This window comes from Rossellomorea aquimaris, from assembly GCF_020171925.1.
Taxonomy (GTDB): domain Bacteria; phylum Bacillota; class Bacilli; order Bacillales; family Bacillaceae_B; genus Rossellomorea; species Rossellomorea aquimaris_F.
Genome location: NZ_JAIVAR010000002.1, coordinates 459,936 through 486,002 on the forward strand (window position 1 = coordinate 459,936; position 26,067 = coordinate 486,002).

The 26,067-nt window shown below is 38.5% G+C and carries 31 protein-coding genes; 30 read left to right on the forward strand and 1 reads right to left on the reverse strand.

All coding sequences use genetic code 11. The annotated features are described in order from the left end of the window. Positions 1 to 337: 337 nt before the first annotated feature. The gene (locus LCM10_RS09860) at positions 338 to 901 is read left to right on the forward strand and encodes a transposase (RefSeq protein WP_224876058.1); all 564 of its coding nucleotides are present in this window, start codon (positions 338 to 340) and stop codon (positions 899 to 901) included. Positions 902 to 1,242: 341 nt separating this feature from the next. On the opposite strand, the gene LCM10_RS20650 is transcribed toward LCM10_RS09860, so the two are convergent. Next, positions 1,243 to 1,368, reverse strand: coding sequence for a hypothetical protein (locus LCM10_RS20650; protein WP_263621453.1), 126 nt, complete (start codon positions 1,366 to 1,368; stop codon positions 1,243 to 1,245). Between the two features lie 66 nt (positions 1,369 to 1,434). Between LCM10_RS20650 and LCM10_RS09865 the strand changes: the two genes are divergently transcribed. From LCM10_RS09865 to hpf, 29 genes are all read left to right on the forward strand, one after another. Further along, positions 1,435 to 2,595, forward strand: a complete 1,161-nt coding sequence (locus tag LCM10_RS09865) for a DEAD/DEAH box helicase (RefSeq protein ID WP_224876397.1) — start codon at positions 1,435 to 1,437, stop codon at positions 2,593 to 2,595. Then, positions 2,588 to 3,289: a ComF family protein gene (locus LCM10_RS09870; RefSeq protein WP_224876059.1), complete on the forward strand. Its 702-nt coding sequence runs from the start codon at positions 2,588 to 2,590 to the stop codon at positions 3,287 to 3,289. Before LCM10_RS09865 ends, LCM10_RS09870 begins: the two co-directional genes overlap by 8 nt. A 62-nt stretch (positions 3,290 to 3,351) precedes the next feature. Continuing rightward, a complete protein-coding gene (locus LCM10_RS09875) occupies positions 3,352 to 3,759 on the forward strand; it encodes a TIGR03826 family flagellar region protein (RefSeq protein ID WP_224876060.1) in 408 nt (135 codons plus the stop codon). A gap of 111 nt (positions 3,760 to 3,870) precedes the next feature. Continuing rightward, positions 3,871 to 4,134, forward strand: a complete 264-nt coding sequence (gene flgM / locus LCM10_RS09880) for a flagellar biosynthesis anti-sigma factor FlgM (protein WP_224876061.1) — start codon at positions 3,871 to 3,873, stop codon at positions 4,132 to 4,134. 12 nt (positions 4,135 to 4,146) lie between these two features. After that, positions 4,147 to 4,641: a flagellar protein FlgN gene (locus LCM10_RS09885; protein WP_224876062.1), complete on the forward strand. Its 495-nt coding sequence runs from the start codon at positions 4,147 to 4,149 to the stop codon at positions 4,639 to 4,641. 23 nt (positions 4,642 to 4,664) lie between these two features. Further along, complete coding sequence (gene flgK / locus LCM10_RS09890; RefSeq protein WP_224876063.1) at positions 4,665 to 6,221, forward strand: flagellar hook-associated protein FlgK; 1,557 nt, start codon at positions 4,665 to 4,667, stop codon at positions 6,219 to 6,221. Between the two features lie 15 nt (positions 6,222 to 6,236). Further along, positions 6,237 to 7,142: a flagellar hook-associated protein FlgL gene (gene flgL / locus LCM10_RS09895; protein WP_224876064.1), complete on the forward strand. Its 906-nt coding sequence runs from the start codon at positions 6,237 to 6,239 to the stop codon at positions 7,140 to 7,142. 75 nt (positions 7,143 to 7,217) lie between these two features. Further along, positions 7,218 to 7,808 carry a DUF6470 family protein gene (locus LCM10_RS09900; RefSeq protein WP_224876065.1) on the forward strand — a complete coding sequence of 197 codons (591 nt, stop codon included), beginning with the start codon at positions 7,218 to 7,220 and terminating at the stop codon, positions 7,806 to 7,808. A gap of 17 nt (positions 7,809 to 7,825) precedes the next feature. Next, the gene (gene fliW / locus LCM10_RS09905; RefSeq protein WP_224876066.1) at positions 7,826 to 8,272 is read left to right on the forward strand and encodes a flagellar assembly protein FliW; all 447 of its coding nucleotides are present in this window, start codon (positions 7,826 to 7,828) and stop codon (positions 8,270 to 8,272) included. Between the two features lie 4 nt (positions 8,273 to 8,276). Beyond that, positions 8,277 to 8,498: a carbon storage regulator CsrA gene (gene csrA, locus LCM10_RS09910; RefSeq protein WP_224876067.1), complete on the forward strand. Its 222-nt coding sequence runs from the start codon at positions 8,277 to 8,279 to the stop codon at positions 8,496 to 8,498. 153 nt (positions 8,499 to 8,651) lie between these two features. Next, complete coding sequence (gene hag, locus LCM10_RS09915; RefSeq protein ID WP_224876068.1) at positions 8,652 to 9,467, forward strand: flagellin Hag; 816 nt, start codon at positions 8,652 to 8,654, stop codon at positions 9,465 to 9,467. 63 nt (positions 9,468 to 9,530) lie between these two features. Next, positions 9,531 to 11,306, forward strand: a complete 1,776-nt coding sequence (locus tag LCM10_RS09920; protein WP_224876069.1) for a motility associated factor glycosyltransferase family protein — start codon at positions 9,531 to 9,533, stop codon at positions 11,304 to 11,306. Continuing rightward, positions 11,296 to 11,649 carry a hypothetical protein gene (locus LCM10_RS09925; RefSeq protein ID WP_224876070.1) on the forward strand — a complete coding sequence of 118 codons (354 nt, stop codon included), beginning with the start codon at positions 11,296 to 11,298 and terminating at the stop codon, positions 11,647 to 11,649. Before LCM10_RS09920 ends, LCM10_RS09925 begins: the two co-directional genes overlap by 11 nt. 5 nt (positions 11,650 to 11,654) lie before the next feature. After that, complete coding sequence (locus tag LCM10_RS09930; protein ID WP_224876072.1) at positions 11,655 to 12,893, forward strand: motility associated factor glycosyltransferase family protein; 1,239 nt, start codon at positions 11,655 to 11,657, stop codon at positions 12,891 to 12,893. A gap of 322 nt (positions 12,894 to 13,215) precedes the next feature. After that, positions 13,216 to 14,187: a UDP-N-acetylglucosamine 4,6-dehydratase (inverting) gene (gene pseB, locus LCM10_RS09935; RefSeq protein WP_224876073.1), complete on the forward strand. Its 972-nt coding sequence runs from the start codon at positions 13,216 to 13,218 to the stop codon at positions 14,185 to 14,187. Between the two features lie 23 nt (positions 14,188 to 14,210). Next, a complete protein-coding gene (locus LCM10_RS09940; RefSeq protein WP_224876076.1) occupies positions 14,211 to 14,945 on the forward strand; it encodes a cytidylyltransferase domain-containing protein in 735 nt (244 codons plus the stop codon). Between the two features lie 16 nt (positions 14,946 to 14,961). Then, complete coding sequence (gene pseG / locus LCM10_RS09945) at positions 14,962 to 15,999, forward strand: UDP-2,4-diacetamido-2,4,6-trideoxy-beta-L-altropyranose hydrolase (protein ID WP_224876078.1); 1,038 nt, start codon at positions 14,962 to 14,964, stop codon at positions 15,997 to 15,999. Between the two features lie 90 nt (positions 16,000 to 16,089). Further along, positions 16,090 to 16,845, forward strand: a complete 756-nt coding sequence (locus tag LCM10_RS09950) for a phosphosulfolactate synthase (RefSeq protein ID WP_224876079.1) — start codon at positions 16,090 to 16,092, stop codon at positions 16,843 to 16,845. Then, entirely contained in the window at positions 16,842 to 17,378 is a 537-nt protein-coding gene (locus LCM10_RS09955; protein ID WP_224876080.1) for a histidine phosphatase family protein, read from the forward strand. Before LCM10_RS09950 ends, LCM10_RS09955 begins: the two co-directional genes overlap by 4 nt. Then, complete coding sequence (locus LCM10_RS09960; protein ID WP_224876081.1) at positions 17,371 to 18,606, forward strand: ATP-grasp domain-containing protein; 1,236 nt, start codon at positions 17,371 to 17,373, stop codon at positions 18,604 to 18,606. Before LCM10_RS09955 ends, LCM10_RS09960 begins: the two co-directional genes overlap by 8 nt. Beyond that, positions 18,603 to 19,646 (forward strand): pseudaminic acid synthase, encoded by a 1,044-nt coding sequence (gene pseI, locus LCM10_RS09965; RefSeq protein ID WP_224876082.1) that lies wholly within the window; start codon positions 18,603 to 18,605, stop codon positions 19,644 to 19,646. The genes LCM10_RS09960 and pseI overlap by 4 nt, the downstream gene beginning before the upstream one ends. A gap of 133 nt (positions 19,647 to 19,779) precedes the next feature. Next, the gene (gene pseC, locus LCM10_RS09970; protein WP_224876083.1) at positions 19,780 to 20,949 is read left to right on the forward strand and encodes a UDP-4-amino-4,6-dideoxy-N-acetyl-beta-L-altrosamine transaminase; all 1,170 of its coding nucleotides are present in this window, start codon (positions 19,780 to 19,782) and stop codon (positions 20,947 to 20,949) included. 230 nt (positions 20,950 to 21,179) lie between these two features. Continuing rightward, complete coding sequence (gene flaG / locus LCM10_RS09975) at positions 21,180 to 21,536, forward strand: flagellar protein FlaG (protein ID WP_224876084.1); 357 nt, start codon at positions 21,180 to 21,182, stop codon at positions 21,534 to 21,536. A gap of 17 nt (positions 21,537 to 21,553) precedes the next feature. Further along, positions 21,554 to 23,068, forward strand: a complete 1,515-nt coding sequence (locus tag LCM10_RS09980; RefSeq protein WP_224876085.1) for a flagellar hook-associated protein 2 — start codon at positions 21,554 to 21,556, stop codon at positions 23,066 to 23,068. A 27-nt stretch (positions 23,069 to 23,095) separates the two neighbouring features. Beyond that, on the forward strand, positions 23,096 to 23,500 hold the full coding sequence (gene fliS, locus LCM10_RS09985) for a flagellar export chaperone FliS (protein WP_224876086.1): 405 nt from the start codon (positions 23,096 to 23,098) through the stop codon (positions 23,498 to 23,500). Then, entirely contained in the window at positions 23,500 to 23,847 is a 348-nt protein-coding gene (locus LCM10_RS09990; protein WP_224876087.1) for a flagellar protein FliT, read from the forward strand. The genes fliS and LCM10_RS09990 overlap by 1 nt, the downstream gene beginning before the upstream one ends. A gap of 67 nt (positions 23,848 to 23,914) precedes the next feature. Next, on the forward strand, positions 23,915 to 24,142 hold the full coding sequence (locus LCM10_RS09995; protein ID WP_224876088.1) for a hypothetical protein: 228 nt from the start codon (positions 23,915 to 23,917) through the stop codon (positions 24,140 to 24,142). Between the two features lie 230 nt (positions 24,143 to 24,372). Continuing rightward, the gene (locus tag LCM10_RS10000) at positions 24,373 to 25,074 is read left to right on the forward strand and encodes an ABC transporter permease (protein ID WP_224876090.1); all 702 of its coding nucleotides are present in this window, start codon (positions 24,373 to 24,375) and stop codon (positions 25,072 to 25,074) included. A gap of 327 nt (positions 25,075 to 25,401) precedes the next feature. Continuing rightward, a complete protein-coding gene (hpf, locus tag LCM10_RS10005; RefSeq protein ID WP_224876091.1) occupies positions 25,402 to 25,977 on the forward strand; it encodes a ribosome hibernation-promoting factor, HPF/YfiA family in 576 nt (191 codons plus the stop codon). Positions 25,978 to 26,067: the final 90 nt, after the last annotated feature.

A 26,067-nucleotide genomic window follows, 5' to 3' on the forward strand; every position in this document is an offset into this window, starting at 1 on the left:
GTCAGGCGCTGGTTGGTGTCTGGCTTTTTTGTTTGGGGGATTTGTGTGTTGTATGAATGGTGCCTGGCTGGGATTGGTTGAGTTGAGCCAGGTTCAAAAGGGGCACTTTGAGCCAGGTTCAAACCGTCAGTATTGAGCCAGGTTCAAAAGCGGTAATCTGAGCCTGGCTCAAATCGGTTGAAATGAGCCAGGCCCCAATCACCCCAACTGAGTCAGGCACCAGCAACATCATTAAAAGACAAATGAAATAATCAAAAAGCAGGAGAATTAAAAAATATGTCGAATAGTAATATGTTGAATAGTAAATTAAAAAAAAACAGTAAGAAAGGATGATTGCATGGCAAGAAAGCTCAGGGTCTGGTACCCCGGTGCCACTTATCACATCACAGCCCGGGGGAATAGAAAAGGCAACTTGTTCAGAGAGTCGAAAGATTACCACAAATATTTATCCCTACTTTTACAAGCAAAGAAAAGAACTCCGTTTATACTCCATTCTTATTGCCTCATGCCTAATCATATTCACCTTGTCATCGAAACAATCGATCACTCCCCAGCACAGATCATTCACTATATTCACTCCCTCTATGCTAGATATTTCAACAATAAATACGATTATATCGGACACGTTTTTCAAGACCGTTATTTTGCTAAGCTCATTAAAAATTGGAAGCACCTCATGGACACGAGCAGCTATGTCCATCTCAATCCTGTCAAAGCTAAGTGCTCTATAACTCCTCAAGACTATCAATGGAGCAGTTACAGAAGTTTTATTACCATGAAGGATGATAAAATAACAGATAAAGAGAAACTGTATGATTCGCTCGGAGAAGATCCCCATCAAAAAATTCAATTCTATGTTGAATCCAAATTGCGGATTAAAGATTGGGAGATGCCGAGATAGGAGATTTTAGATTGGTGTTGTTGAGCCAGGCTCGTTTCAGGTAAATCGAGCCAGGCTCAATAGTATCAAACTGAGCCAGGCTCAAAAACACCAATTTGAGCCTGGCACCACATTTGAAGCACCACCCGCATCAAAGACACCCTATATAAAAAAACGCAAAAAGGAGGCACCACATTATGCGCTTTTCACCAAACTCCACCCACCTAACCCCAGAACCGCTACGAAACAACACACTATCCGGACTCCAAAAAATCACCAACTTGAAAATACCGCCACCCATACCAGTCAATCCATCATTCCCCTTCTCCACCCAACTCCAACACCATCTCACCGGTCGATCCCTACTCCCAGACGAAATCCCATTCATCATCGAACTCCTCCACGAACACCACTTGAACGGCTACATCACCTACAATAAAGGAGTGTCCAACAATCTCTGCAACCGCTGCGGCAACACAAAAAAACATCTCTTCGCAACCTTTCGCTGTTTCCGCTGCAAAGAACCCTGCACCTATTGCCGAAACTGCATCATGATGGGGCGGGTATCAGAGTGCACACCACTCATCACTTGGACAGGTCCAGCCCCAGTCCCACAGACAAACCACATCCCAACAGGGACACCCCCACACATACACCCAACCTTCAACTGGAATGGCACCCTCACACAAGCCCAGAAAAAAGCATCTGATAGAGTAATGGATGCCCTCAACACCAATCAAAATCTATTAGTCTGGGCTGTATGTGGAGCCGGAAAAACAGAAGTACTATTCGAAGGAATCAACCAGGCTCTTAAACAAAACAAACGAGTCTGCGTTGCAGCCCCTCGCACCGATGTCATCCTAGAACTTTCCCCGCGGCTACAAAAAGTTTTCCCACATACCTCCATCACCACCCTTTACGGAGGCTCGGAAGAACGCCACCAGTACGGTCAGCTCGTCCTTTCCACCACTCATCAGCTCTTCCGTTACAAGCATGCCTTTGACTTCATGATCATTGATGAAGTCGATGCGTTTCCCTTTTCCTATGACAACTCTTTGAAGTATGCGGTGGACAAAGCAAGGAAGTCCAAGTCTACAACCGTCCATCTAACGGCAACTCCAGATGAGTTGACACAACACAAATGTTCCACCAGGAAATTAGACTACATCCCCATCCCCGCCCGCTATCACCGTCACCCGATTCCCACACCCCGATTCTCATGGAGTGGGAATTGGAAAAAAAATTTAGAAAAACATCGCATTCCAGCTCCTCTAATAAGATGGACCATTGAACGCTTGAATCAGAATAAGCCTTCACTCATTTTCTTCCCATCGGTCAAAACAATGGAAAAGGCCCTCCCTCTAATGCGAAAAATCCATCCTGCAATACAATCCGTCCACGCAGAAGACCCTTCCAGAAAGGAGAAAGTGCATCAAATGAGAAACAAGGAAATCCCGATCCTGCTCACCACGACCATCCTGGAGAGGGGCGTCACCATTCCCAATATCGATGTAGCCGTTCTGGGAGCTGAAGAGGATATTTTTACTGAAAGCGCACTTGTCCAAATTGCAGGAAGGGTGGGGAGGAGCTCCGAATTCCCAACCGGGGACGTCACCTTTTTTCACTACGGAAAGACGAGGGAAATGATCCGTGCTCTCCTACACATCAATAATATGAATAAGGAAGCGGCTAAAGGAGGATTAATCGATGGGTAAGTTCTGTCTTTATTGTGAGAAACCAATGAGGGAAATGGAGTCCTGGACCGGTCTGTTCCATTACGAACCCAAACATCTATGCAAAGAATGCCAAGAAGGACTCCTGCATATTACAGGCAAGCGATGCGTGCAATGTTCAAGGTCGTTGGAAAAGTTGCCAGGAGAATTAGTCAGGGGCGATATCTGCCTGGATTGTCAACGCTGGGAGGAGGATTCCGAGTGGAAAGGTGTTCTTTCAACTAACACCTCTCTCTTTGAATATAATCCATTCCTAAAAGTTTACCTCGCACGATATAAATACCGAGGAGACCACATTCTGGCTCAGGCTTTCAGCAACTATATAAAAAAGTCCCTGAATTCAATCGAATTCGATTTTATCGTCGCCATTCCCCTTAGCGAAGAAAGACACTATGAAAGAGGTTTTAACCAATCTACTGCATTTTTGGAGGCGGCAAGTGTCACTCCTTCCAATATCCTAACCAGGGCTCATACCGAAAAACAGTCCAAAAAACCCCGACAGGAACGTTTACATCAAAAGCAAGTATTCACTCTAACGGAATGCAACCTTACCAATAAAAATATCCTATTATTCGATGACATCTACACAACCGGCATCACCTTAAGACTCGCCGCCATACTGTTAAAACAAGCTGGAGCCAAACAAGTATCTTCCCTCACTCTCGCAAGGGGCTAAACGATAACGGTTTTCCTCCGATATAAAAGGAAACAATGAGGATCATCAGGAGGAAGATGAAGATGTCAGAGGTTACAAACTGTCCGCGCTGTAATGCGCTATTCATGCAAAATAAGTTCCGAGATGTCTGTGAGACATGCTTTAAGGAAGATGAGAAAATGTACGAAACGGTTTATCGGTTTTTAAAGATGAGGGAAAATAGGGCTGCCACGATGGAGACAATTATCAATCAGACCGGTGTCGACGAAGAACTTCTATATAAGTGGGTGAAAAAGGGGCGTATCCAGACGAAGTTGTTCCCGAACTTGGGATATCCCTGTGACCGGTGCGCTAAGATTATTACGCGCGGTAAGCTTTGTGAAGGGTGTACGGATGAAATAAAACAGGACTTGCAGCTGCATGATGCAAATAGTGATTGGAAGAAAAAAATGAGTAATCAAGGTGCATATTACACGATGCGTGACAAGTGAACCATACTAGAATCAGGAAGAACGGACCAGGGAACATCGCTAAACAATCCAGCGTTCTATCCGATATACTTAAATAGAGAATGTGAACGTGTAGAAAGTGAGGGAAACAATATGAAAATCAATAATATTGGGAACCAGAATATCAATCCGTATCAGCGGAGTCTGAACAAGATGGGAGCTGCTGCTAAGTCAGGTAAGGCACCTTCTGACAAAATCGAGATTTCTTCCACGGCAAAAGAAATGCAGGAAGCTTCGAAATTAGTGCAAGAGCGCCAAGCGAAGGTAGAGGCTTTGAAGGATAGCGTACAGAGCGGAAATTATACAATTGATTCAAAAGCCATTGCCAAAGGACTAAAGAATTTCTATCAGAATTAGGAGAGAGCAACCATGTCAGCAACTGCGCTTATAGCAACGCTTGAAAAATTATATAAGCTGAATAAAAGTTTGTACGACCTGTCGGTTAAGAAAACCGATGTAGTCAAAAGCGGTGACATGGGAGGACTCGATAATCTTTTGAAGGATGAGCAGATGCATGTTACTGCCATTAACACGATTGAGAACGAACGTCAACGTGAGTGTCGTAACTATCTGAAATCGTTGGGACTGCTGACGGAGGAAATTCCAACATTATCGCAATGCATTGAGCACAGCCCTTCCGGGGATCAACCCGTTCTTCGTGATTGGCAGCAAAAGTTGACAGCCTTACTTTTTGACTTGAAGGAACGGAATGAGCTGAATCAAAAATTAGTCTATCAATCTTTGCAATTCGTCAATATGAACTTGTCTGTTATGCAACCGCAGGACAACCAATCCACTTATAACAAACCTAACAGCGATAAGCCGACCATGCCGTCACGGTCCATGTTCGACTCGAAAGCTTAATTATTTGAAACGGAGGCACCACCATGCGATCTACTTTCCTCGGCCTTGAGACTGCCAAACGTGGCATGTACACCCAGCAAGGCGCACTCTATACAACCGGTCATAATATTTCAAATGCCAATACACCTGGATATAGCCGGCAACGTGTGAATTTTGAACAAACTGAACCGTACCCTGCCCCTGCCATGAACCGTCCGAATATTCCTGGACAAATAGGAACAGGCGTAAAAGAAGGATCCATTCAGCGTGTTCGGGATTCATTCCTGGATATTCAATATCGTGGTGAAAATAATAAGCTAGGGTACTGGGAATCGAAAATGGAAGCGATGAAGAAGATGGAGGAAGTCATGAACGAGCCATCGGAATCAGGTTTGTCTAAGACGATGGACATGTTCTGGCAGTCGCTCCAGGATCTTGCGGTCAATCCGACAAATGCAGGTGCCCGTTCCGTTGTCCGTGAACGTGGAATTGCCGTGGCAAATACGTTTAACTACTTATCTTCATCGCTTACTGGAGTTCGGGATGACCTGAAGAATGAACTATCGGTATCTGTCAAACAAATCAACTCACTTACAAATCAAATAGATAAGCTTAATCAGCAAATTGCTGATGTGGAGCCTCATGGCTACCTGCCGAACGATTTATATGATGAGCGTGATAGGTTAATCGATGAATTATCGAAGCACGTCTCCATCCAGACAACCTATCAATCTAGTGGTGGTGCATCTTCACCTATTGCTGAAGGACAGGTTACGATAAATTTGGTTGGTCAAGATGGAAACGTTGCTGTCAATTTAGTTGGGAAAGGCAGGGTAAATGAACTCAAGGTCTCAATGGGAGGTCCTCAAAATACGGTGGATACAGTCACCATTGGAACCAAAAACATTGATGTGAATGACTTTCTACAACAGGGAGAAGGGAAATTAAGGGCACTCATTGATACTTACGGCTATCAGGATAAAAATGGCGAAGCCAAGGGCTCTTATATTACGATGCTGAACGAACTGGACAGCATGGCATACGAGTTTGCAAAAGCGTTCAATGAACAGCACCAAAAAGGGGTGTCTCCTGCTGGAATGGAGGACTCTACGGTAGAAACACCAAAGTTCTTTCAAGATAGCAAGGATGCTTCAGCAGACTTGGGAAGCGTTGATAAATCTGGATTTGCCCACCGAATCCAGATTGCAGATGAGCTGATCAACCTAGACATGATTGCAACAGCCAGTGCTGCCAACCCGACACTTGGGGATTCTAAAAATGTTGGTGCTCTAGCCGATATCATTACATCCGTAGAGCTTTCATACGGTGAAAAGCCGGCGACCTTCAGAGCACACTTCGAATCGGTCATCGGAGCCATGGCAGTCGAATCACAGGAATCCGTTCGTTTGTCTCAGAACTCCGAAGTACTGCGGTCAGCGGTTGATGAGCGCCGTATGTCAGTCAGTGGTGTGTCACTGGACGAAGAAATGACCAATATGATTAAATACCAGCACGCCTATAACGCCTCTGCACGAATGATCACCCTTCAAGACGAAATGCTAGATAAAATCATTAACGGCATGGGCACCGTGGGAAGATAGGAAGGTGAAAGCTAAATGCGCGTAACACAAAGCATGTTAACCAATAACTCAATGAGAAACCTCAGTTCATCCTATGGCCGGATGGGACAACTTCAAGATCAACTAGCGACGGGTAAAAAAATCACCAAGCCTTCTGACGACCCAGTCGTCGCGATGAAAGGAATGTTTTATCGTTCGAACTTGACGAGTATCGATCAGTATAAGCGGAATCTTTCTGAGCTCTATTTGTGGATGGATAACTCTGAAGCCGGGATTGACCAGGTGAACCAAGGGTTACAGCGTGTTCGTGAGCTGACCATTCAAGGGAAGAACGGGACGCTGAGTGATGAGGATAAAAAAGCTGTTGCAGTTGAAATTGAACAAATTAAGCAGGATTTGGTCGGAGTAGCCGAGACAAAGGTTGCAGGTCGCTATATCTTCCACGGTACGGATGTTGGGAATTCCCCTATCAAAGACGGAAACCCTTCAGACGGTAGTGTTCCAAAGGTGGCGGATAATCTGACGAGTTCGGTCATCGGTAGTTATAATGTTGAAGTATCACAGGGTGTTTCCCTGAAAGCCAACGTGAATCCAGGCAACGTGTTCAGCCAGAAGCTTTTTGATACGGTACATAACATTCAAAAAGCACTTGAATCAGGGGATACTACTTCGCTTGATGCAGAGCTTGGAAACTTGGACGATGTGATGGAAACTTTGTCCGCAGAACGATCTGAGCTCGGGGCACGCTATAACCGTTTAGAAATGATTGATGACCGTCTTGGCCAACAGGAAGTAGTCGCAAATCGAATCCTGTCCGACAACGAAGATGCAGACATCGAACGAGTAATAACCGATTTAAAGACTCAAGAGAGTGTCCATCGTGCAGCACTGGGAGTGGGGGCAAGGATCATCCAGCCGACACTCATGGACTTTTTACGATAAAAAAGCAAGGGGACCAACCCTCTAAGGTGTTTCGTCACCTTAGAGGCGGTCCTTTTTTAGTAGAGGTGAAACCTTATGAACGTTCCACAGATACGATTGCAATCCACGCCAGCTTCTATTGGGATCAAAACAACTCCCGGAAAAGTAGAAATTGAAACTCCGCCTCCTGCCCTTGACATTCAGCAGCCAAAAGCCAAGATGGAAATTGTACGGCGACCATCCAAACTGACGATTGACCAGACAGAAGCCCGTGCTGATATGGATTTGAAATCCGTGCGCAGACGGAATGAGGAATTCTCTAAGCGGGGATATGAAGACTGGCTTTCCGGTCTAGCACGAGTGGCTCAGGATGGAGACGAACTCATGATGATCGAAAACAGAGGCAATGCAATTGCAGAGCAAGCCAATCGAAATGGTGAAGATCCAATCTATGAATTCAATATCGGTTGGATTCCTTCAGCAGGAAGCGTGGAAATTCAATACGATCCTGGTGAAGTGAAGGTGAATTTTACTCCACAAAAAGTGGTCAATAACACTCAGGTTGTAAAACCAAATGTGAATGTATCAAAGGCGCAGGTAGATATTAGTCTTCAAAGGTATGCCGATTTGCAAATTGATTTCGTGAACTTAAAGCATGTCGGGATTAAATATGAGCAGGAAATTTAAAGTGAGGGAATGAGAGAATGAAACTACATACGAAATATCATGGTGAAATTGATGTGAAAGAGGACGACATACTGAAATTTGAACAGGGTATACCGGGTTTTCTTGATGAGAAACAATTCGTGCTTCTTCCATTGGAGGAAAACGATTGGTTTTTAATTCTGCAATCGATTACGACACCAGAGCTTGGATTCGTAGTAACGGACCCTTTCTTGTTTACAAACGAATACGATTTTGAGTTAGATTCAGGGAGCGTAGAGTTATTAGAGCTTTCTTCGGAAAAAGACGTGAAAGTACTGACAATACTAACAATGAAGATAACATTGAAAGAATCAACAGCGAATCTTCAAGCCCCGATCATTATCAATCTGGCAAACAACAAAGCGAAACAAGTCATCTTAAACGATAGAGATTACCAAACAAAACACTTAATCTTTGCTCAGTCAGAGCAAGCCGGTAAGGAGTGAGACGATGCTGGTACTGACAAGAAAAACAGGCGAAGCCATCCAAGTCGGGGAAGATATTGAAATTAGTGTTGTTTCTATAAAAGGAGATCAGGTGAAGCTCGGCATCAACGCACCAAAGAATGTTGAAATCCACAGAAAAGAAATCTACCTGACCATCCAGGAAGAAAATGCAGAAGCATCAAAAGGAATCGACAACCTCTTTAACATACTGCCAAAAAAACAATAAATTTTTCATGAAACTATTAAATCCGAGTCATAACGACCGATATTAATCTTGTAAGCAAGGAAGAAAAGGGCGGCCGACCTTTATGTTCTTTGTAAACCAAATACTGAACAGTTCACAAGGATGTGGACTTACTTTCAAGGAGGAAATTTAGTTATGAGAATTAATCATAATATTGCAGCTCTTAATACTTACCGTCAATTAGGTTCCGCAAACAATGGACAAATGAAATCTATGGAGAAATTATCTTCTGGTCTTCGTATTAACCGTGCTGGAGATGACGCAGCTGGACTATCGATCTCTGAAAAAATGCGTGGGCAAATTCGTGGATTGGAACAAGCATCTCGTAATGCTCAAGATGGTATTTCATTAATTCAAACTGCTGAGGGTGCTTTAAATGAAACTCACTCTATTCTTCAACGTATGAGAGAATTAGCAGTTCAAGCATCCAACGATACGAATGTTTCAGCTGACCGTACGTCCATTTCCGCTGAGTTAACTCAATTAAAAGAAGAAATCACACGTATATCAAATGAAACTGAGTTTAATACTCAAAAGCTGATTCAATCTGCTGGTACTTATAATTTCCAAGTGGGTGCAAACTCGGGACAAGTCATAACACTTTCTATTTCTAATATGAGTGCTACTGCTCTAGGGTTATCAGCTGGTGCAATCACTGTTAGTGGTAATACTGCGGCAAATGCTGCTATTACAAACATAAATACTGCGATTGAGACTGTATCTACAATGAGATCTAAGTTCGGTGCAGTTCAAAACAGATTAGAACACACTATCAATAACCTTAATACAGGCTCTGAAAACTTAACGGCCGCAGAATCTCGTATCCGTGATGTAGATATGGCTCAAGAAATGATGGCTCAAACGAAAAACTCAATCCTTTCTCAAGCTGCTCAAGCAATGCTTGCTCAAGCAAACCAGCAGCCACAGGGAGTTTTACAATTACTTCGTTAATTAGCTAGAATATTCAATAAGGCAACCAATTTATTGGTTGCCTTTTTAAAAGGGTGTATGTAAATGGATAAAGTTCAAAGAAAGTATAAAATTGAAACACTCGATAGTAAAAGAGGTATGATAAGTTTAAAAATTAATGGTTTACTGGTTCACAGTAAATATGATCCATTAGAGGAAGCTGAGAGAATAGTGGAATCTTCATATAAAAAGAATCATTTACATATTTTGTTTGGTTTGGGTCTTGGATATTTAGTCGACTCAATTATTGATAAAATGAGCGAAGGTGACAGGTTAATAATAATCGAGCCAGATGAAGAAGTATTTGAGTTAGCTTTAAAATACAATAAACGTCTTATTACTTCTGGTTTAAATATTAACTTTTGTATAGGTGAGGATTTTACTTCATTTGAATCTCTCTTGAATGCAGGTTTCCAAGAATACATGGGAAGATTTACAATAGTTGAGACACCGAATTATCAAAAACTTTACCCGGATTTATTTAAGAAGTGCTTAGAAATTTCCAAAGATCAGCTAATGATGGAAATACTCAATAATAACACTCGTCATATGTTTTCTCGAAAATGGCAAGAGAATTATACTTCAAATTTATATTCTGCATTCACCTCCCATAATATAGAAGATTTAACAGGGAAAATGGATTGTCCAATTGTCATTACTTCCGGTGGCCCCTCCTTAACTAAACAACTTCCATTATTAAAAGGAATTCGCGATAAGTCATTTATTATTTGTGCGGGTTCTACTATTAATTCACTATTAAAGGAAGGGATTACGCCTGATCTAGTTGTGACAGTGGATGGGGGTGAACCAAACTATAATCATTTTAAAGATATTAATTTTTCTGATATCCCCATGGCGTATCCTCTTATAGTTCATAAAGGAATACCTACCTTGCATAATGGAAAACAGTTTACCTTTAACATTTCGGATCATACGTACATGAATAAGTGGACAAATAAATTGCTTCAACGAGACAATGGAGTAGTCGAAACTGGACATTCAGTAGCCAATTTCTCCTTGGATATAGCGATGAAGTTAACTACTGGCCCCGTTGCTTTAATTGGACAGGATCTGGCGTACACAAATAATCAAACTCATGCATCTGGGAATAAAGGGAAGTCTGGTATTGATAAAGAAAAAGAAAAACAAAGAAAAATGTATTACACTGAAGGCTACAATGGAGAAAAAGTTTTAACGGATTATGTTTTTAATGGTATGCAAAAGGGATTTGAGCAATATGCGAGCTCGGTTGGAAATCATAAACATCGGCTATATAATTGTACAGAAGGAGGAGTGAAAATTACTGGTTTTCAGCAAATTCCATTTAAAACATTTGTCGATAGTTATTGTAAGATTTCTAAAAAAACTACTTTGATTGATACACTTCCAAATCAAAATGAACGCTCTAATAAAGAATGGGAACATTTTAGAATGGAAGTTAAAGAACTAGTTGTGATTCATGAGAAAATAATTAAGCTAACTAGTAAAGTTAAAAAGATAATGTCTCATATCAAAGAAAATAATTTTTTGTTTGATACAATTAGTAATGAAAGACTTTCCCAATGTGAAAATGAATTAAAGGAATACTTGCACAATGAATTTCTATTTTATATTTTGAGACCTGTTATTTTTAAAGTGCAACATAGTAATTTAGAACAAGATAATGAATCCTTTGAAGATAGTAATAAACGAATTTTCAACAAAACAAAATTGCTTTTTGAAGGAATTAAAGAATCCACAAAACTTAGTCATTCTTTTTTATTAGAGTTACTAGACAAGTTAAGTGAAAATGAAAAAAAGAGGGATAAGAATGTCACATAATGAGTTAGTCTTGGAAACGATTGAGAGCCTAGAAGAATTTCTGCCGAAAGTAGCAAATGAGTCTATTATTATTGCAGAATTGCTTCGAAAAGATAAAGATTTTGAAGCTATGGGTAGAATCCAAAAGATAATAAATGGAATCGAATGGATTGTTAGTGCGGTTAATGGGATTAAAGGGATAGATTATTCTCTAAATATAGATACACATGAAATAAATGAATACCTAGTTGAAATTCAAGAAGGGTTACAATTTAAAGATACAGTCCTTATTGCAGATATTTTCGAATATGAGATTAATCCTGCGATGCATAGATGGTTAGACAGAATAGCAAAGGATAAGTGAAGAGATTGAACTGGGAATTAGTTAAGGCTAGGGGACACAATACAGTAAAGGTAAAGCATGACGGGAAAGAATATTATTTGCACAGTAGGTATAATCCGATAAAAGAAGCAACTTCATGGGTCAACGGGCTTCCAAAAATCCTGCAGGATAAAGTTATCGTCATTGGATTAGGATTGGGATATCATATTGCAGAATTAAAAAAGATATATCCTGATCTCACCATTCATATTTTTGAATTTAACGCCAAATATGTTAAATGGATGAATGACAACAAGTTAATTTCAGATGATCTTCTAAATGAACAAGTTGTTTTGCATTTTGACCAAGATAGTATTCTAGATGAACTAATGCAAATGCTAAATGAAAATATGGAAAACTTGTTTATCTATAAACCTTCCTTAGAGCTCATTGAAAACAAAGCGATGAAAAGATCTTTGGAATCTTTTCATTTATATAATAGAACGATTCTAGAACAATCTGGGAATTTAATAGAGAATTTTAATCTAAATCTTACCTTAAGAGATAAAGAGATAAGTAATGAACGATTCAATTTTCATGATCATACTTGTATTTTAGTATCGGCTGGCCCCTCACTAACAAAACAATTAAGTATGTTAAAGAGAGTAAGACTCGATAAAAAAATTAAAGTAATTTGTGTGGGTACCGCTGTAATTCCACTACTTGCAGAAAATATCAAACCTGATTTAATCATGATATCCGATCCTAAAGATAATATATTTAAACAATTAGAGGGGATAAATACGACAAGTATACCTCTAGTATATTTGAGTACAGCAAATCATTTAACAGTAAAGAGTTATTCGGGTGAAAGATATATTGCCTGGCAAAAAGGTTTTCAACAAGCCGAAATAAAGGCTCAGAGTAATACAATTCTCATAGAAACAGGTGGTTCAGTAGCAACCTGCCTATTGGATATGCTTGTTAAATTAGGTAGCAAGCGTATAGGGTTAATCGGTCAAGACCTATCATTTACAGATAATTATTCACATGCTGCAAATACTCATGCGCAAAAAGTAATTCAAGAAGACTATAGTTACATTGAAGTAAAAGATTACTATGGAAACAGCCAGGTGAAAACTTCCAAAAATCTATATGCATATTTAAAATGGTTTGAAAGATATGCTAGCACTCATCAAGATATTGAGTTGTGCAATTGTACTGAAGGTGGAGCCTATATTAAGGGGTGGGATCATATTTCACTTCGAGAATTTTTGAACGCCTAAATTACATATAGATATAACAAGAATGCTTTTCAATTATAGGGTTATAACCCAAAACCTTTCTAAGCTAAATCCACAATTTTTACAATAATCTAAGCTTTTAACAAAAAATTAACCCATGCTGGCAAAGCCAGCTTTTATTTTTTATTTCATAAAAATGAAGACCGAATCCAAGTTCACTATATTTAAGGCGGGAGGTTGGTGGTTTTTATTTCCATGTTAAAATTCGATATAAGTCTTTATAAAACCATTGTTACTTCCGATAAAAGACAATGAAGAACAAACGTTGGCAAAAAGAAAAATTCACACGAAATGAGAGATTTAAATGTTTGGTATTATTGGGAAAACAATTCTTATTACTGGTGGCACAGGATCATTCGGAAAGAAGTTCATAAAAAAAATATTAAATTATGACGTAAAAAAAGTAATTGTTTTTAGTCGAGATGAATTAAAACAATATGAAATGGCGCAAGAATTTACAGATTCTAGAATTCGATTTTTTATTGGTGATGTAAGGGATAAAGAACGATTATATAGAGCGTTTGACGGAGTAGATGTAGTTATTCATGCTGCAGCATTAAAGCATGTGGGGGCTTGTGAGTATAATCCTTTTGAAGCAGTGAAAACGAATATACATGGAGCCCAAAACATTATTGAAGCTGCAATAGACAGGGGAGTACAAAGGGTTATTGCTTTAAGTACAGATAAAGCAGCAAGCCCGATTAACTTGTATGGAGCCACTAAATTAGCTTCGGATAAATTATTCGTAGCAGGAAATTCATATGCAGGGAATAAAGAAACCAGATTTTCTGTCGTCCGCTATGGAAATGTAGTGGGCAGCAGGGGCAGTGTGGTGCCTTTCTTTAAAAAACTTAAAGAACAGGGCGAGGATCATATTCCCATCACAGATGAGCGTATGACCCGATTTTGGATTACTTTAGAGCAAGGTGTACAATTTGTTATCGACAGCTTAACAAGAATGCAAGGCGGAGAGATATTTGTTCCTAAAATTCCAAGCATGAAAATCACTGATTTAGCAGAAGCTATATCTCCGGGATGCAAATTAAAAGTCATAGGCATTAGACCCGGTGAAAAACTTCACGAAGTAATGATTACGGAAGATGATGCAAGGAGAACAATAGAGTTTCCATCCTATTATTTAATTCAGCCTGAATTCCCATGGTGGAAGTTCGATGTTTCTAGTGAAGGGGTAACGCTCCCAGAAGGATTTAAGTATAGTAGCGATACAAATGATTCATGGTTATCAGTGGCTGAACTCAACATATTAATAGATTAACATATTTTTTAAGGGTGAATTAAATGAAAGTTGTTTGCATAATCCAAGCTAGAATGAATTCAACACGCTTACCAGGAAAGATTTTAAAAGAGGTAAGAGGGAAAACCTTATTAGAACATCAACTTGAAAGGCTAGCACATTCTAAAAAAATTAACCAAATTGTGGTGGCCACTACCAATAATAATAGTGACGATAAAATAATTAATATATGTAGAAAACTGAATATCAATAGTTTTAGGGGATCTGAGGAAGATGTGCTTTCAAGGTATTATGAAGCAGCACTATACTATGAAGCAGATGCCGTAGTTAGAATCACTTCAGATTGTCCTTTAATAGACCCTGAGGTTGTTGACGAGGTAGTACAACATTATTTGGAAAACTATCCATCTTATGATTTAGTATCTAATACAATTAAGAGAACATTTCCGAGGGGGTTAGATGCATCCATCTTTTCAATGGATGTATTAGAAGAAATGAATAATAAAGCAGTATCAGCTGCTGAACGTGAGCATGTTACAAAGTATATCTATAATAACATATCCGAATATCAAATAAGTAATGTGATTAATGAGCACGAAGGAAATAAAAACCACAGGTGGACGGTAGATACAACGGAAGATTTTGAACTGATTAAAAATATTTACGATTCGCTCTATATAGAAGGAGAGCTGTTTTATATGAATGATGTTTTGAAATTTCTAAAAGATAATCCGGATCTAGTGAATATAAATTCACATATAGAACAAAAACAGGTATAACAGGGAGTTATATTAAATGAAAAAACTATTAATAAGAGCTGATGCTAGTAATGAAATTGGTATAGGTCATATTATGCGTTGCTTGGCACTTGCTCAAGAATGGATCTCTCAAGGGGGAGCGGTATATCTCTTTTCTTTTGATCTCCCAAAAGATTTAGAAAAATTACTTTTAGAAGAACAAATTGAAATAATAAATGAAAAAGATGTAGCACCAGGTTCTATCAGGGACGCCAACGAAACAATAAAACAATTAAAAAAATTTGAGATAGATATACTAGTAATTGATGGTTATTATTTCAATTCTGAATTTCAAAAAGAAATTAAAAATCATTCTCATAAAATCCTCTTATTTGACGACTTTGGACAATGCGACATTTATTACGCCGATTATGTAATAAATAGGGGTTTTTTTGCAAATAGTGTGGATTATTCTAATCGAATGGACTATACACAAGTTTTACTTGGACATAAATACGCATTATTACGTAAAGATTTTCTGGCTAACAAGTTAGAAAATAAAATTACAGCTGAGATACCGACAAAGATTTTGATTACTATGGGTGGTTCAGATAAAGAAAATATAGTTCTACTTATATTAAACGCACTCCTTGAAATGGAATTAAATCAAACCTTTCAAGTAAGAGTTATTTTAGGTCCGTTAAATAAGAATAAAAGTATAATAACTGATTTTCAAAATAAATGTACATATGGTATCGAAATAATTACATCATCTAACCAAATGTACGATCATTTTAATTGGGCAGATTTAGGGATCACATCTGGTGGTACAACTTTGATTGAAATGTTATATATGGGTTTACCAACAATTAGTATAAAAACTGCAAGTAACCAAAGAGCGTTAAAAGTTATATCTGAAGATTTTAACGCCACAACATATTTAGGGGAATCTGGAAATATCAATCCAGAACTTATTAGTAGAGAAGTTATGAACTTACTAAATGATACAAAAAAAAGAGAGGAATTAATCAGAAATGGCCAAAAACTAATAGATGGTTTAGGCACGAAGCGTATAGTTCAGCTAATTAAAGAGTAATTTCCAACATTAAGTGAAGAATAGTAGTGTTATTTAGGAATGAAAAATCTGAGTTACATAATGAAAATTAACATCTAAAGGAGTATGTTTATGAAATACTTAAAGCTACCGAATAGAACAAAAAAATTCAGAAAAACAGGTATCACAGCTGTTACGGATGTAGGGGTACCTATAAAAGAATTACAAAATATTCTAGAAGATTACCACGAATTTATAGATGTGGCGAAATTCGGAATAGGTACTGCTGCAGTTTCTCCCAAATTAAAAGAAAAAATTCAACTTTATAAGGATTACCAGGTTACTCCTTATTTTGGTGGAACCCTTTTTGAAAAGTTTTATTATGAAGATAATTTAAATACATATTTAAAATTTTTAAGTGACTTTGAGGTTGATTGGATTGAAATTTCGAGTGGAACAATTACCATTCCTCTAGAGGAAAGATTAGAAATTGCTAAAAATGCTATGGAAAGTGGTTTTACAGTACTTGCTGAAGTCGGATCCAAGGATCCGGAAAATATTATGGCTCCTTCAAGTTGGATACATGAAATCAAATCTTTTATTGAAGTTGGTTGTAAGTATGTAATTACAGAAGGTAGAGATTCTGCGTCAGCCGGTATATATAGACCAAACGGGGAGCTGAGGGCTGGATTAGTTTCTGATGTCATTGCAGAAATCCCAGCAGAAAAGCTGATATTTGAAGCACCTACTCCTAAAACTCAGATGCTATTTATTAATTTAATTGGACCTAATGTCAATGTAGGGAATATTCCTTTAAGAGATTTATTATTATTAGAAACACAGCGTCAAGGCCTAAGAAGTGAAACTTTTCACGTGAATGTTAAATGAAAATTGTGATTATTCGACATTTACCGACTTACTGGAATATGGAAGATTTATTGCAAGGTACACAAGATATTGAGGTACTTCCACCAAATCATTATCATAATTGTGAAATTAAAAAAAACAGGAAAAAACTTAAAAATGAATTTAACTTTGATTTAGTTTTATGTAGTGAACTAAAAAGAACAAAACAAACAGCAAACTTATATGGATACAAAAATTTAATTATCGACCCACTTTTAAATGAACTAAACTTTGGCTATTTTGAAGGTAAAGAAAAGTCAGAGTTAAGCAAAGTTGTAAATTGGGTTGAAAATCCTAGAGATGTAGTGTTAGGTGAAAGTTTAATAGACTTTGAAAAACGTATTAAATCATTCATCGATAAATATATCACTCTAGATACTCTACTTATATTCGGTCATGGAGCTTGGATCAGGGGCTTGATTTCAATTAACAAATGGGGAAATATTAATAAAATGAATCAGTTCCATATTAATAATAACGAGATTATAGTGATTGAGGGGAAAGAAAATGAGTAAGCGTATAATGATAGTTGGCGCAGGTTATGAACAGTTCCCTATTATTAAACGAGCAAAAGATAGAGGTATGTATGTAATTGCTGTAGATAAAAATCCAGATGCATATGGTTTTAAATATGCGAATGAGCACCACTTAATAAGTACTGTAGATCATAAGCGTATATTAGACCTTGCAACTAAAAAGAAAGTCGATGCAATAACATCAATGATAACAGAAACCCCATTAAGAAGTATTTACGAAGTAGGAAAAGAATTGGGATTACCTTCTCCGAGTCTATCAAGTGTCCTGGCTTCACAAAGTAAATACAAGATGCGGGAATACTTTAAAAAAAACAATATTCAAAACCCTAAATATATCCATGCTACTTCAATAAATGATGGAATGACTGCAGCTTATGAGATAGGTTTCCCACTTGTAATTAAACCAACTGACAAAGGTGGACAAGTTGGTCTATTTAAAATAAATTCTCGTGAGCAGTTATCAGATGAGGTTATTGGTCAAGCGATAGAATCTTCTAATAAGGGAGAAATTATTATTGAAGAATTCATAGAAGGTGATGAAATTAATGTTGTTTCTCTTATATTAAATGGGCAAGTTGTAAAAACTATTGCTTCTGATCGAATTAAACATAAAGACAAATCCTTTGGGGTTGTTCTTCGACATCTATACCCGTGTGAAAACTATAATAAACATATTGGCGAAATAAAAAACATTTGCCAAAAAATAGCTGACACTTTATCAATAAAAAATGGGATTATTTTTCCGCAGATGATAAAAGGTGAAGATGGATTGAGTGTTATTGAAGTAGGAGAACGAATACCAGGTGGTATTATGAAAGAGGTATTTGAATTTGCTACAGGATACAATTTGATAGATTTACAACTAGATATTTCTTTAGGAGAAGAAATTAAACTGCCAAATTATAAAGTATTTGAAGAGCATCCAGCAATTACAGTTAAATTTCTGACTGCTGACCCAGGGGAGTTGGATGAAGGTATGCTTTGTTCAATATCAGGCGAGGAAAATTTAAGTCAAATGGAAGTAGTTAAACAATTTGGATTTTTCCAAGACCCACGTAACACCCGGATTCGTCCCTTAAGAAATGGTTCAGATCGATTCTATTATATAGTTTGTTCAGGATTAGATAGAGACGATGCAATTAAAAATAGTGAGGTTGCATCAAATTTACTGCATTTTAATATAGATACTGAGGTGGTTAACGAATGAGATTTGTAGGTTCACTTTCTCAAGAAATAAATAAAAAACCATTTATAATTGCGGAACTATCTGGGAATCACAACCAATCTTTAGATAAAGCATTGCGACTAGTAGAGGAGGCTGCAAAAGCTGGAGTAGACGCAGTAAAGATTCAAACGTATACTCCAGATACAATGACGCTTAATATCAAAAATAATGAATTTGTTATTGATAATCCAGATAATATTTGGAATGGGCATTCATTATATGATCTATATGAAAAAGCATATACTCCTTGGGAATGGCATAATCCTATATTTGAAAAATGTCATGAATTGGGTGTGATACCTTTCAGCTCCCCTTTTGATGAAACTGCTGTAGACTTCTTAGAGTCCCTAAACGTTCCGATGTATAAAATTGCATCGTTCGAGAATATTGATTTACCATTGATAAAAAAAGTAGCCAGTACTGGAAAACCGATTATTATTTCCACAGGTATGGCTTCTATAGCTGAATTAGATGATGCAGTTAGAACTGCTAAAGAAGCAGGTTGTAAGGATATTGTACTACTAAAATGTACAAGTACATACCCAGCCTCACCAAAAGATACTAATCTTTTAACTATCCCACATATGCGTGAACTCTTTGATTGTGAAGTAGGACTATCAGACCACACACTAGGGATTGGGGTAGCAGTTGCAAGTATTAGTTTTGGGGCAAAAGTTATTGAAAAACATTTGACTCTTTCGCGAAGTGAAGGAGGAGTTGATGCTGCTTTTTCACTAGAGCCGAATGAACTAAAACAGCTAGTTACTGAAGCTAATAGAGCTTTTGATGCAATTGGACAGATTAAATATGGACCTACTGAAAAAGAGAAAAATTCATTAAAACGTAGAAGATCAATCTATATAGTTAAAGATATTAAAGCTGGTGAAATCCTAACAAAAGAGCATATAAAGTGTATAAGGCCGGGGCTAGGGTTATCTCCGAAATACTTCAATGTATTGGTAGGTAAAACAGTTAAACGGGATTTGAAGAAAGGTACTCCTATGTCTTGGGATATTGTATAGTTTAAGAGCAAGAAATTTACTCAAAAAAGAAATACATATATTAAATTTATACCAGTTTAGTTTAAATGAATGTGTTTTATGAAATTCAGGTCATAATCCAGTCATCAACATGAGCATTTGGCGGGGTGGAAAAATGTTAGCAATTCATGGCGGGAAACCAGCTAGAGAAAATTATTTATCTTATGGAAAACAATGGGTTGACGATAATGATATAGATAGTGTAATTGGAATTTTAAAAAGTCCATATATTACACAAGGACCTGCAATAGAAGAATTTGAAGAAAAATTCGCCAGATATGTAGGGGTGAAATATGCAGTAGCCTTTTCTAATGGTACTGCTGCCTTACATGGAGCTTGTCATGCAGCTGGTGTAGGAGAAGGTGATGAGGTTATTACTTCACCCATTACTTTTGCTGCAAGTGCGAATTGTTCATTGTATGTAGGTGCTAAGCCGGTTTTTGCAGATATACACAATGATACTTATAATATTAATCCTGAAAAGATAGAAGAAGTAATTAGTTCTAAAACTAAAGCGATAATACCTGTAGACTTTACCGGTCAACCTGCAGAAATGAGTAGCATCAAGGATATTGCAAATAAGCATAACCTAGTAGTAATTGAGGATGCGGCTCACTCATTAGGAGCAACTTATAGTGGTAGTAAAATCGGATCTTTAGCTGATATGACCATGTTTAGTTTTCATCCAGTGAAGCATATTACTACAGGTGAAGGTGGAATAATCGTAACCGACTCAATAGAATATGCAGAAAAACTTAGACTCTTTCGTAGTCATGGGATAATAAAAAACAATTTTAAAGAACCATGGTACTATGAAATGGTTGATTTGGGTTACAATTATCGAATGACAGATGTACAGGCCGCATTAGGATTATCGCAAATAGAAAAGTTGGAGAAATTTATTGAGTTACGAAGGGAAATTGCTCAATGCTATAACGAAGCTTTTGCTCACTTGCCAGGAGTAATAATCCCTAATCAATTAGATTGCACTGAATCGAGTTGGCATTTATATATATTGAGATTGGATACTCATAAGCTAAAAGTAAATAGATTGGAAATTTTTAACGCTTTAAGGGCGGAAAATATAGGAGTACATGTACATTACATCCCTGTATATTGGCATCCGTACTATGAAAAGTTAGGTTACAAAAAAGGGTTGTGCCCCATTGCGGAAAGTTGGTATGAAGAGATAATTACGTTACCTATATTTCCAAAGATGTCGCAAAAAGATACCGACTCTGTGATAGAAGCTGTCAATAAAGTGATAGAGTTTTATCAGAAATAATTCATTTGAAATTTTATCAAGACTTTATTATTGAAATATAGGTGGCACATTTAAACTCTAAACAATTAATCCTAATATGATTGAACCAAATATAAAACCCACTCAATTTGAGTGGGTTTTATATTTGGTTTTGTAATAGTTAAATAATTATCAAACACACATAAAATCTCATATTAAACTTCCCATAAATCATTCCGATATAAGCTATATAAACCTTAGGAGGAAGATTGATGATTGAAAAAGTAACAGGTTCAACCCCGGCTATACAATCATTCAGTATATCAGAAACTAATACAAATGAAGCGGTAAAACAACTCCAGGTACAAGAACTACACCAAGAAAAAACAAACAAAGAGCCTGTTACAAAAGAGAAGATGGAAGATGTCGTTCGCGGGATGAATGAGTTTTTATCGGCTTCCAATACTCACCTTAAGTTTGAATTTCATGATAAATTACAGGAATATTATGTGAAGATCGTAGATGAGCAGTCAAAAGAAGTGATAAGAGAGATTCCTTCAAAGAAAGTGTTGGATATGTTTGCGGCAATGACGGAATTTGTGGGATTGATGGTAGATAAGAAGATTTAGAGAAAGGGGCTTTTTTTATGAGAGTCGGTGGTTTAGCAAGCGGAATGGACATTGATTCGCTTGTGGCGGACTTGATGAAGGCTGAGAGGCTCCCGCTTGACAAGCTTACGCAGAAGAAGCAAGTGATGGAATGGCAGCGGGATGATTATCGCAGTATGAATACGATGCTTAGTGATTTAGATAGCTTTATTTTTAATGAAATGACGTTACAGAAAGATTTTCTAAAGAAGAAAGTGGCAACTTCCGATTCGAATGTGGTGACAGCAACGGCAGGTCCTTCAGCCGGGAATATCAATACATCGGTGGAAGTGAAACAATTGGCAACATCAACCAACTGGATTTCAGGTGGTTCGACTTATACTGCCTCTCCTCCTTTTTCAGTCGACACAGAGATTGAATTGAAGGTAACGAACGGTGATGGGACAGCGTCCATGGTGAAAAATCCAGATGGTACAGAAACCGACGTCATTAAGTTAACGATTAAAGCGGGTGCTACTCTTGATGATGTATTGAAACAGCTATCAGATAAGCGTGAATTGGGAATTACTGCTTTCGCTGAAGGAGGTAAGGTCTCCATTACGAAGAATGATACCGGTTCTGCCTCCTCGATTATGTTGCAGGATGATGATGCTAAATTATTATTCGAATCATTTGGGTTGACTCATACTGCAGGTGTTTTGGATCGAACAACAACGGGTATGGATGCGAAGGCAACGATTAATGGACTGGATGTGACAAGGGCAAGTAACACTTTTTCCCTGAATGACATTACATATACCCTTCACCAAAAAAGTCCAACTGGCGTCCCAAGCAAGGTATCTGTTTCAGGTGATACCGACAATATGGTCGATAAAATCGTTAAATTTATAGGCAAATATAATGAAATGATTGAAAAAATTGACGAAAAACTTTCAGAAAAACGTTACCGAAACTATCAGCCGCTTTCTGATGAAGAAAAAGAAAGCATGTCAGAAAAACAGGTAGAGATGTGGGAAGAGCGAGCGAAAAGCGGGTTGATACGCAGTGATTCTATATTATCCGGGGCACTTACGAAGCTCAGGACTGCTCTATATACTCCCTTTAATGGATCGGGTGTCAATGAAGATTATAAGCAGTTGAGTCAAATTGGAATTAGCTCGCTTAACTGGCAGGCAAAAGGTAAGTTAACCATCGATGAAGATAAATTGAGAGCGGCGATTGAAGATGATCCGAAAGCCGTCTACGCTCTCTTCAATGCAACAGGCTCCAAAACGGATACAGAATCACAGGGATTATTGAAGCGGGTCCGTGAAACGATCAGTGGCACAGTCGAAAGCATTGAAAAGAAAGCCGGCAAACCAACCAGTGTCAATAACTCATATACGCTCGGTCGGATGCTTGATAATATGGACAGCCAAATAGACCGATTCCAGGATCGCCTCGTTCAAGTCGAAGACCGCTATTGGAAGCAGTTCACCGCGATGGAAAAAGCGATTCAGCAATCGAACCAGCAGTCCATGTACCTCATGAACCAGTTCGGCGGGGGTATGTAATTTTTATAAATAGCAAGGAGTGTCAACATGGCCATCAATAACCCTTATACAGCCTATCAGAATAACTCGGTCAACACGGCTTCACCAGGTGAGCTTACGCTTATGCTTTATAATGGAAGCTTGAAGTTTCTAAATATCGCCAAGAAAGCCATTGAAGATAAAAATATTGAGCTTAAGAATACAAACATCCAGAAAGTACAAGCGATTGTGAATGAACTGATGGTGACATTGAACATGGATCTCGAAGTCTCGAAAAATATGATGTCACTGTACGATTACTTGAATCGCCGTTTAGCAGAAGCGAATGTGAAAAACGATCTTTCTATTTTGGAAGAAATTGAAGAATTTTTGACGGATTTCAGGGATACGTGGAAACAAGTCGTGCAAGTGAATCGCCAGAAACAGCATGCAGGGCAAGGCGGACAGGCATAATGAGCTCTGTCATCCTGTGTCACAGCATCACAAAGCAATTATTAGAAGCCATTGATGGTGTAACCGATGAAAACCGAGATTCTGTAATTGAAAAAATAGAGAAGCTATTAGTCGAACGTCAAAGTTTATTAGGCGCAATCAACCCCCCATTCACAGAGAATGAGCAAGCTATCGGAAAACAGATGATGGGGTGGAATCAGGAGATAGACGGGAAGCTGATGCTCCTGCGTGCAGAAATCAAGCGTGATATGAACGGACTGACGAAGAAGAAAACATCGGCTCAAAAGTATACCAACCCTTATGAAAACCTGCAGCATGACGGTATGTTCTATGATAAGAAGAAATAGGTGATTCTTTGGTAATGCAGTACAACTAGATGAACGGCAATTCAAACTGCTTCAACAATATGTGGGCATGCTGGAAGTGGTGGTGGAAGCGGTGGACTATCTTGAGGCGACCTATCAAGACGATGACAAAACGGCAGGCAGTCTTGTTTTGTCAGGTGTTTTTGAGGCGCTTGGGAAGGTGTTGGAAACGAATGTTGTGTTAACTGCAATGTTCGACCCGTTCGAAGAGATGACGAATCTATTCAATGAGTTTGAGAAAGTCATTGGGTACGCATCTGCAGGATCCGGTTGCTAGAGAAAGAATTATTTGCACTAAACTAAAGCCTGCATTCATCATATGGAAAACGGAGGCTGATGGGATCCTATCGCCTTTATTGAGTAATTAATGCTGAGCCTCGTACAGTTCGAGGCTTTTTCTATTTTTTTGAAGTTTATGTGCTATGATAATAGAGATGATTACCCAATGAAACCCCTACTCAACCTCATCACCAACGAAACCATCAAACAAGCCTCGCTCACCCGCACATGGGTTTCCTCGGCATCATCCTATTCATCAACTCCGTGGCATCCTTCTTCGTTTACATGCTTTTTGACGGAACCCAGTTTTTCTTTTGGGAGTTTATGAGAATCAGGTCGAACCTGCACGTATTTGTGCAGGTCTTCTGCCTGGTGATCGCAGGGTCTATTGTGTCGGATGAATTCTCAAGTGGAACCATCAAGCTGCTATTGATCCGTCCGGTGAAAAGAAGTACGATCCTTCTATCAAAATTTATTACCGTCATAGTGTGGGCGCCCCTATTGACGACCGCTCACTTTCTGTTCTCATCCGTCCTCGGCATTCTATGGTTTTATGATAGTTTCTTTGAATTTACAGTGGATTTCTTTGTTGTAGCCGGTGCCTACGTGTTGCGGTTCATCGAGATGGTCATTATATGTTCGTTGGCATTTACGATTTCGGTGGTTACGAGGCGAAGTTCGCTTGCAATCGGACTGACCATTTTTCTTACTTTTACCTCCAACACCCTCATGTTGCTATTCGACGAGCGTGGTATGGAGGGGGGCAAGTATTGGCTGATGGCGAATTCGGATTTGCAGCAGTATTTCTTTGCGACGCCTCCTTTTGGGGGGATGACGTTTGGGTTCTCGGTAATAGTCATCGGATTCTATCTGGCTGCGTTTGGTTTGTTGTCGGCTTTCGTTTTTAGTAAGAGGGATATCGTTGTGTAACGCTGGTGCCAGGCATAATTCCCTCGATTTGTACCTGGCACCACCCATTCACAAACCTGCCCCAAAAAATCCACCAATCCTTCAAAACTGACCCGTCTATTCTTCCCGAAAAGTGAGACAATAATAATGTAGAGAGTGAATCGTCACAACCATAATATCACACTCTTTACTCTCTAGACCCTTACGTAGCAACGTTTTCGACATGTGCTGCAATCCTGCGACAAAAAACATTTTAAAATGACAAAAAATTTTGAAAGTTTAAGCAGGAATGTTTGAGGGAAAGGAGAATATATAAACATAGCTTTATTTTTAAAAGGAGGAGTTTACATGTTGAATTACAACATTCGAGGCGAGAACATTGAGGTAACTCCAGCGATTCGCGAACACGTGGAGAAGAAGATTGGTAAGTTAGACCGTTACTTTAATGAAACTCCTGATGCAAATGTACATGTTAACCTAAAAGTGTACCCTGATAAAAATACAAAAGTGGAAGTGACGATCCCAATGCCGCACCTGGTCCTTCGCGCGGAGGAACGAAACACTGACATGTATGCGGCCATTGATCTTATAGTAGATAAATTAGAGCGCCAAATCCGTAAGCATAAAACAAAAGTGAACCGCAAAATGCGTGAAAAAGGAAGCCCGAAGGAATTCTTCGCTGCTCAGGAGGACCTGAATCATGTGTCTCCAAACGCTGCGGCTGTTGAAGTGGATGAGGATACGGATTCAGAAGTGGTCCGTACGAAGCAATTCAACCTGAAACCGATGGATAGTGAGGAAGCAATCTTACAGATGGATTTGTTGGGCCACAGCTTCTTCGTCTTCACGGATGCTGAAACAAATGCGACGAACATTGTGTACAAGCGTCGTGACGGTAAATATGGATTGATTGAAACAAACTAATTAGACAACCAAAGATCCTGCAGTCGTCGTGATGGCTGCAGGATTTTTTCCATATCCTTGGTGAATTTTTCGCAATTAGTTTAGGAGGTA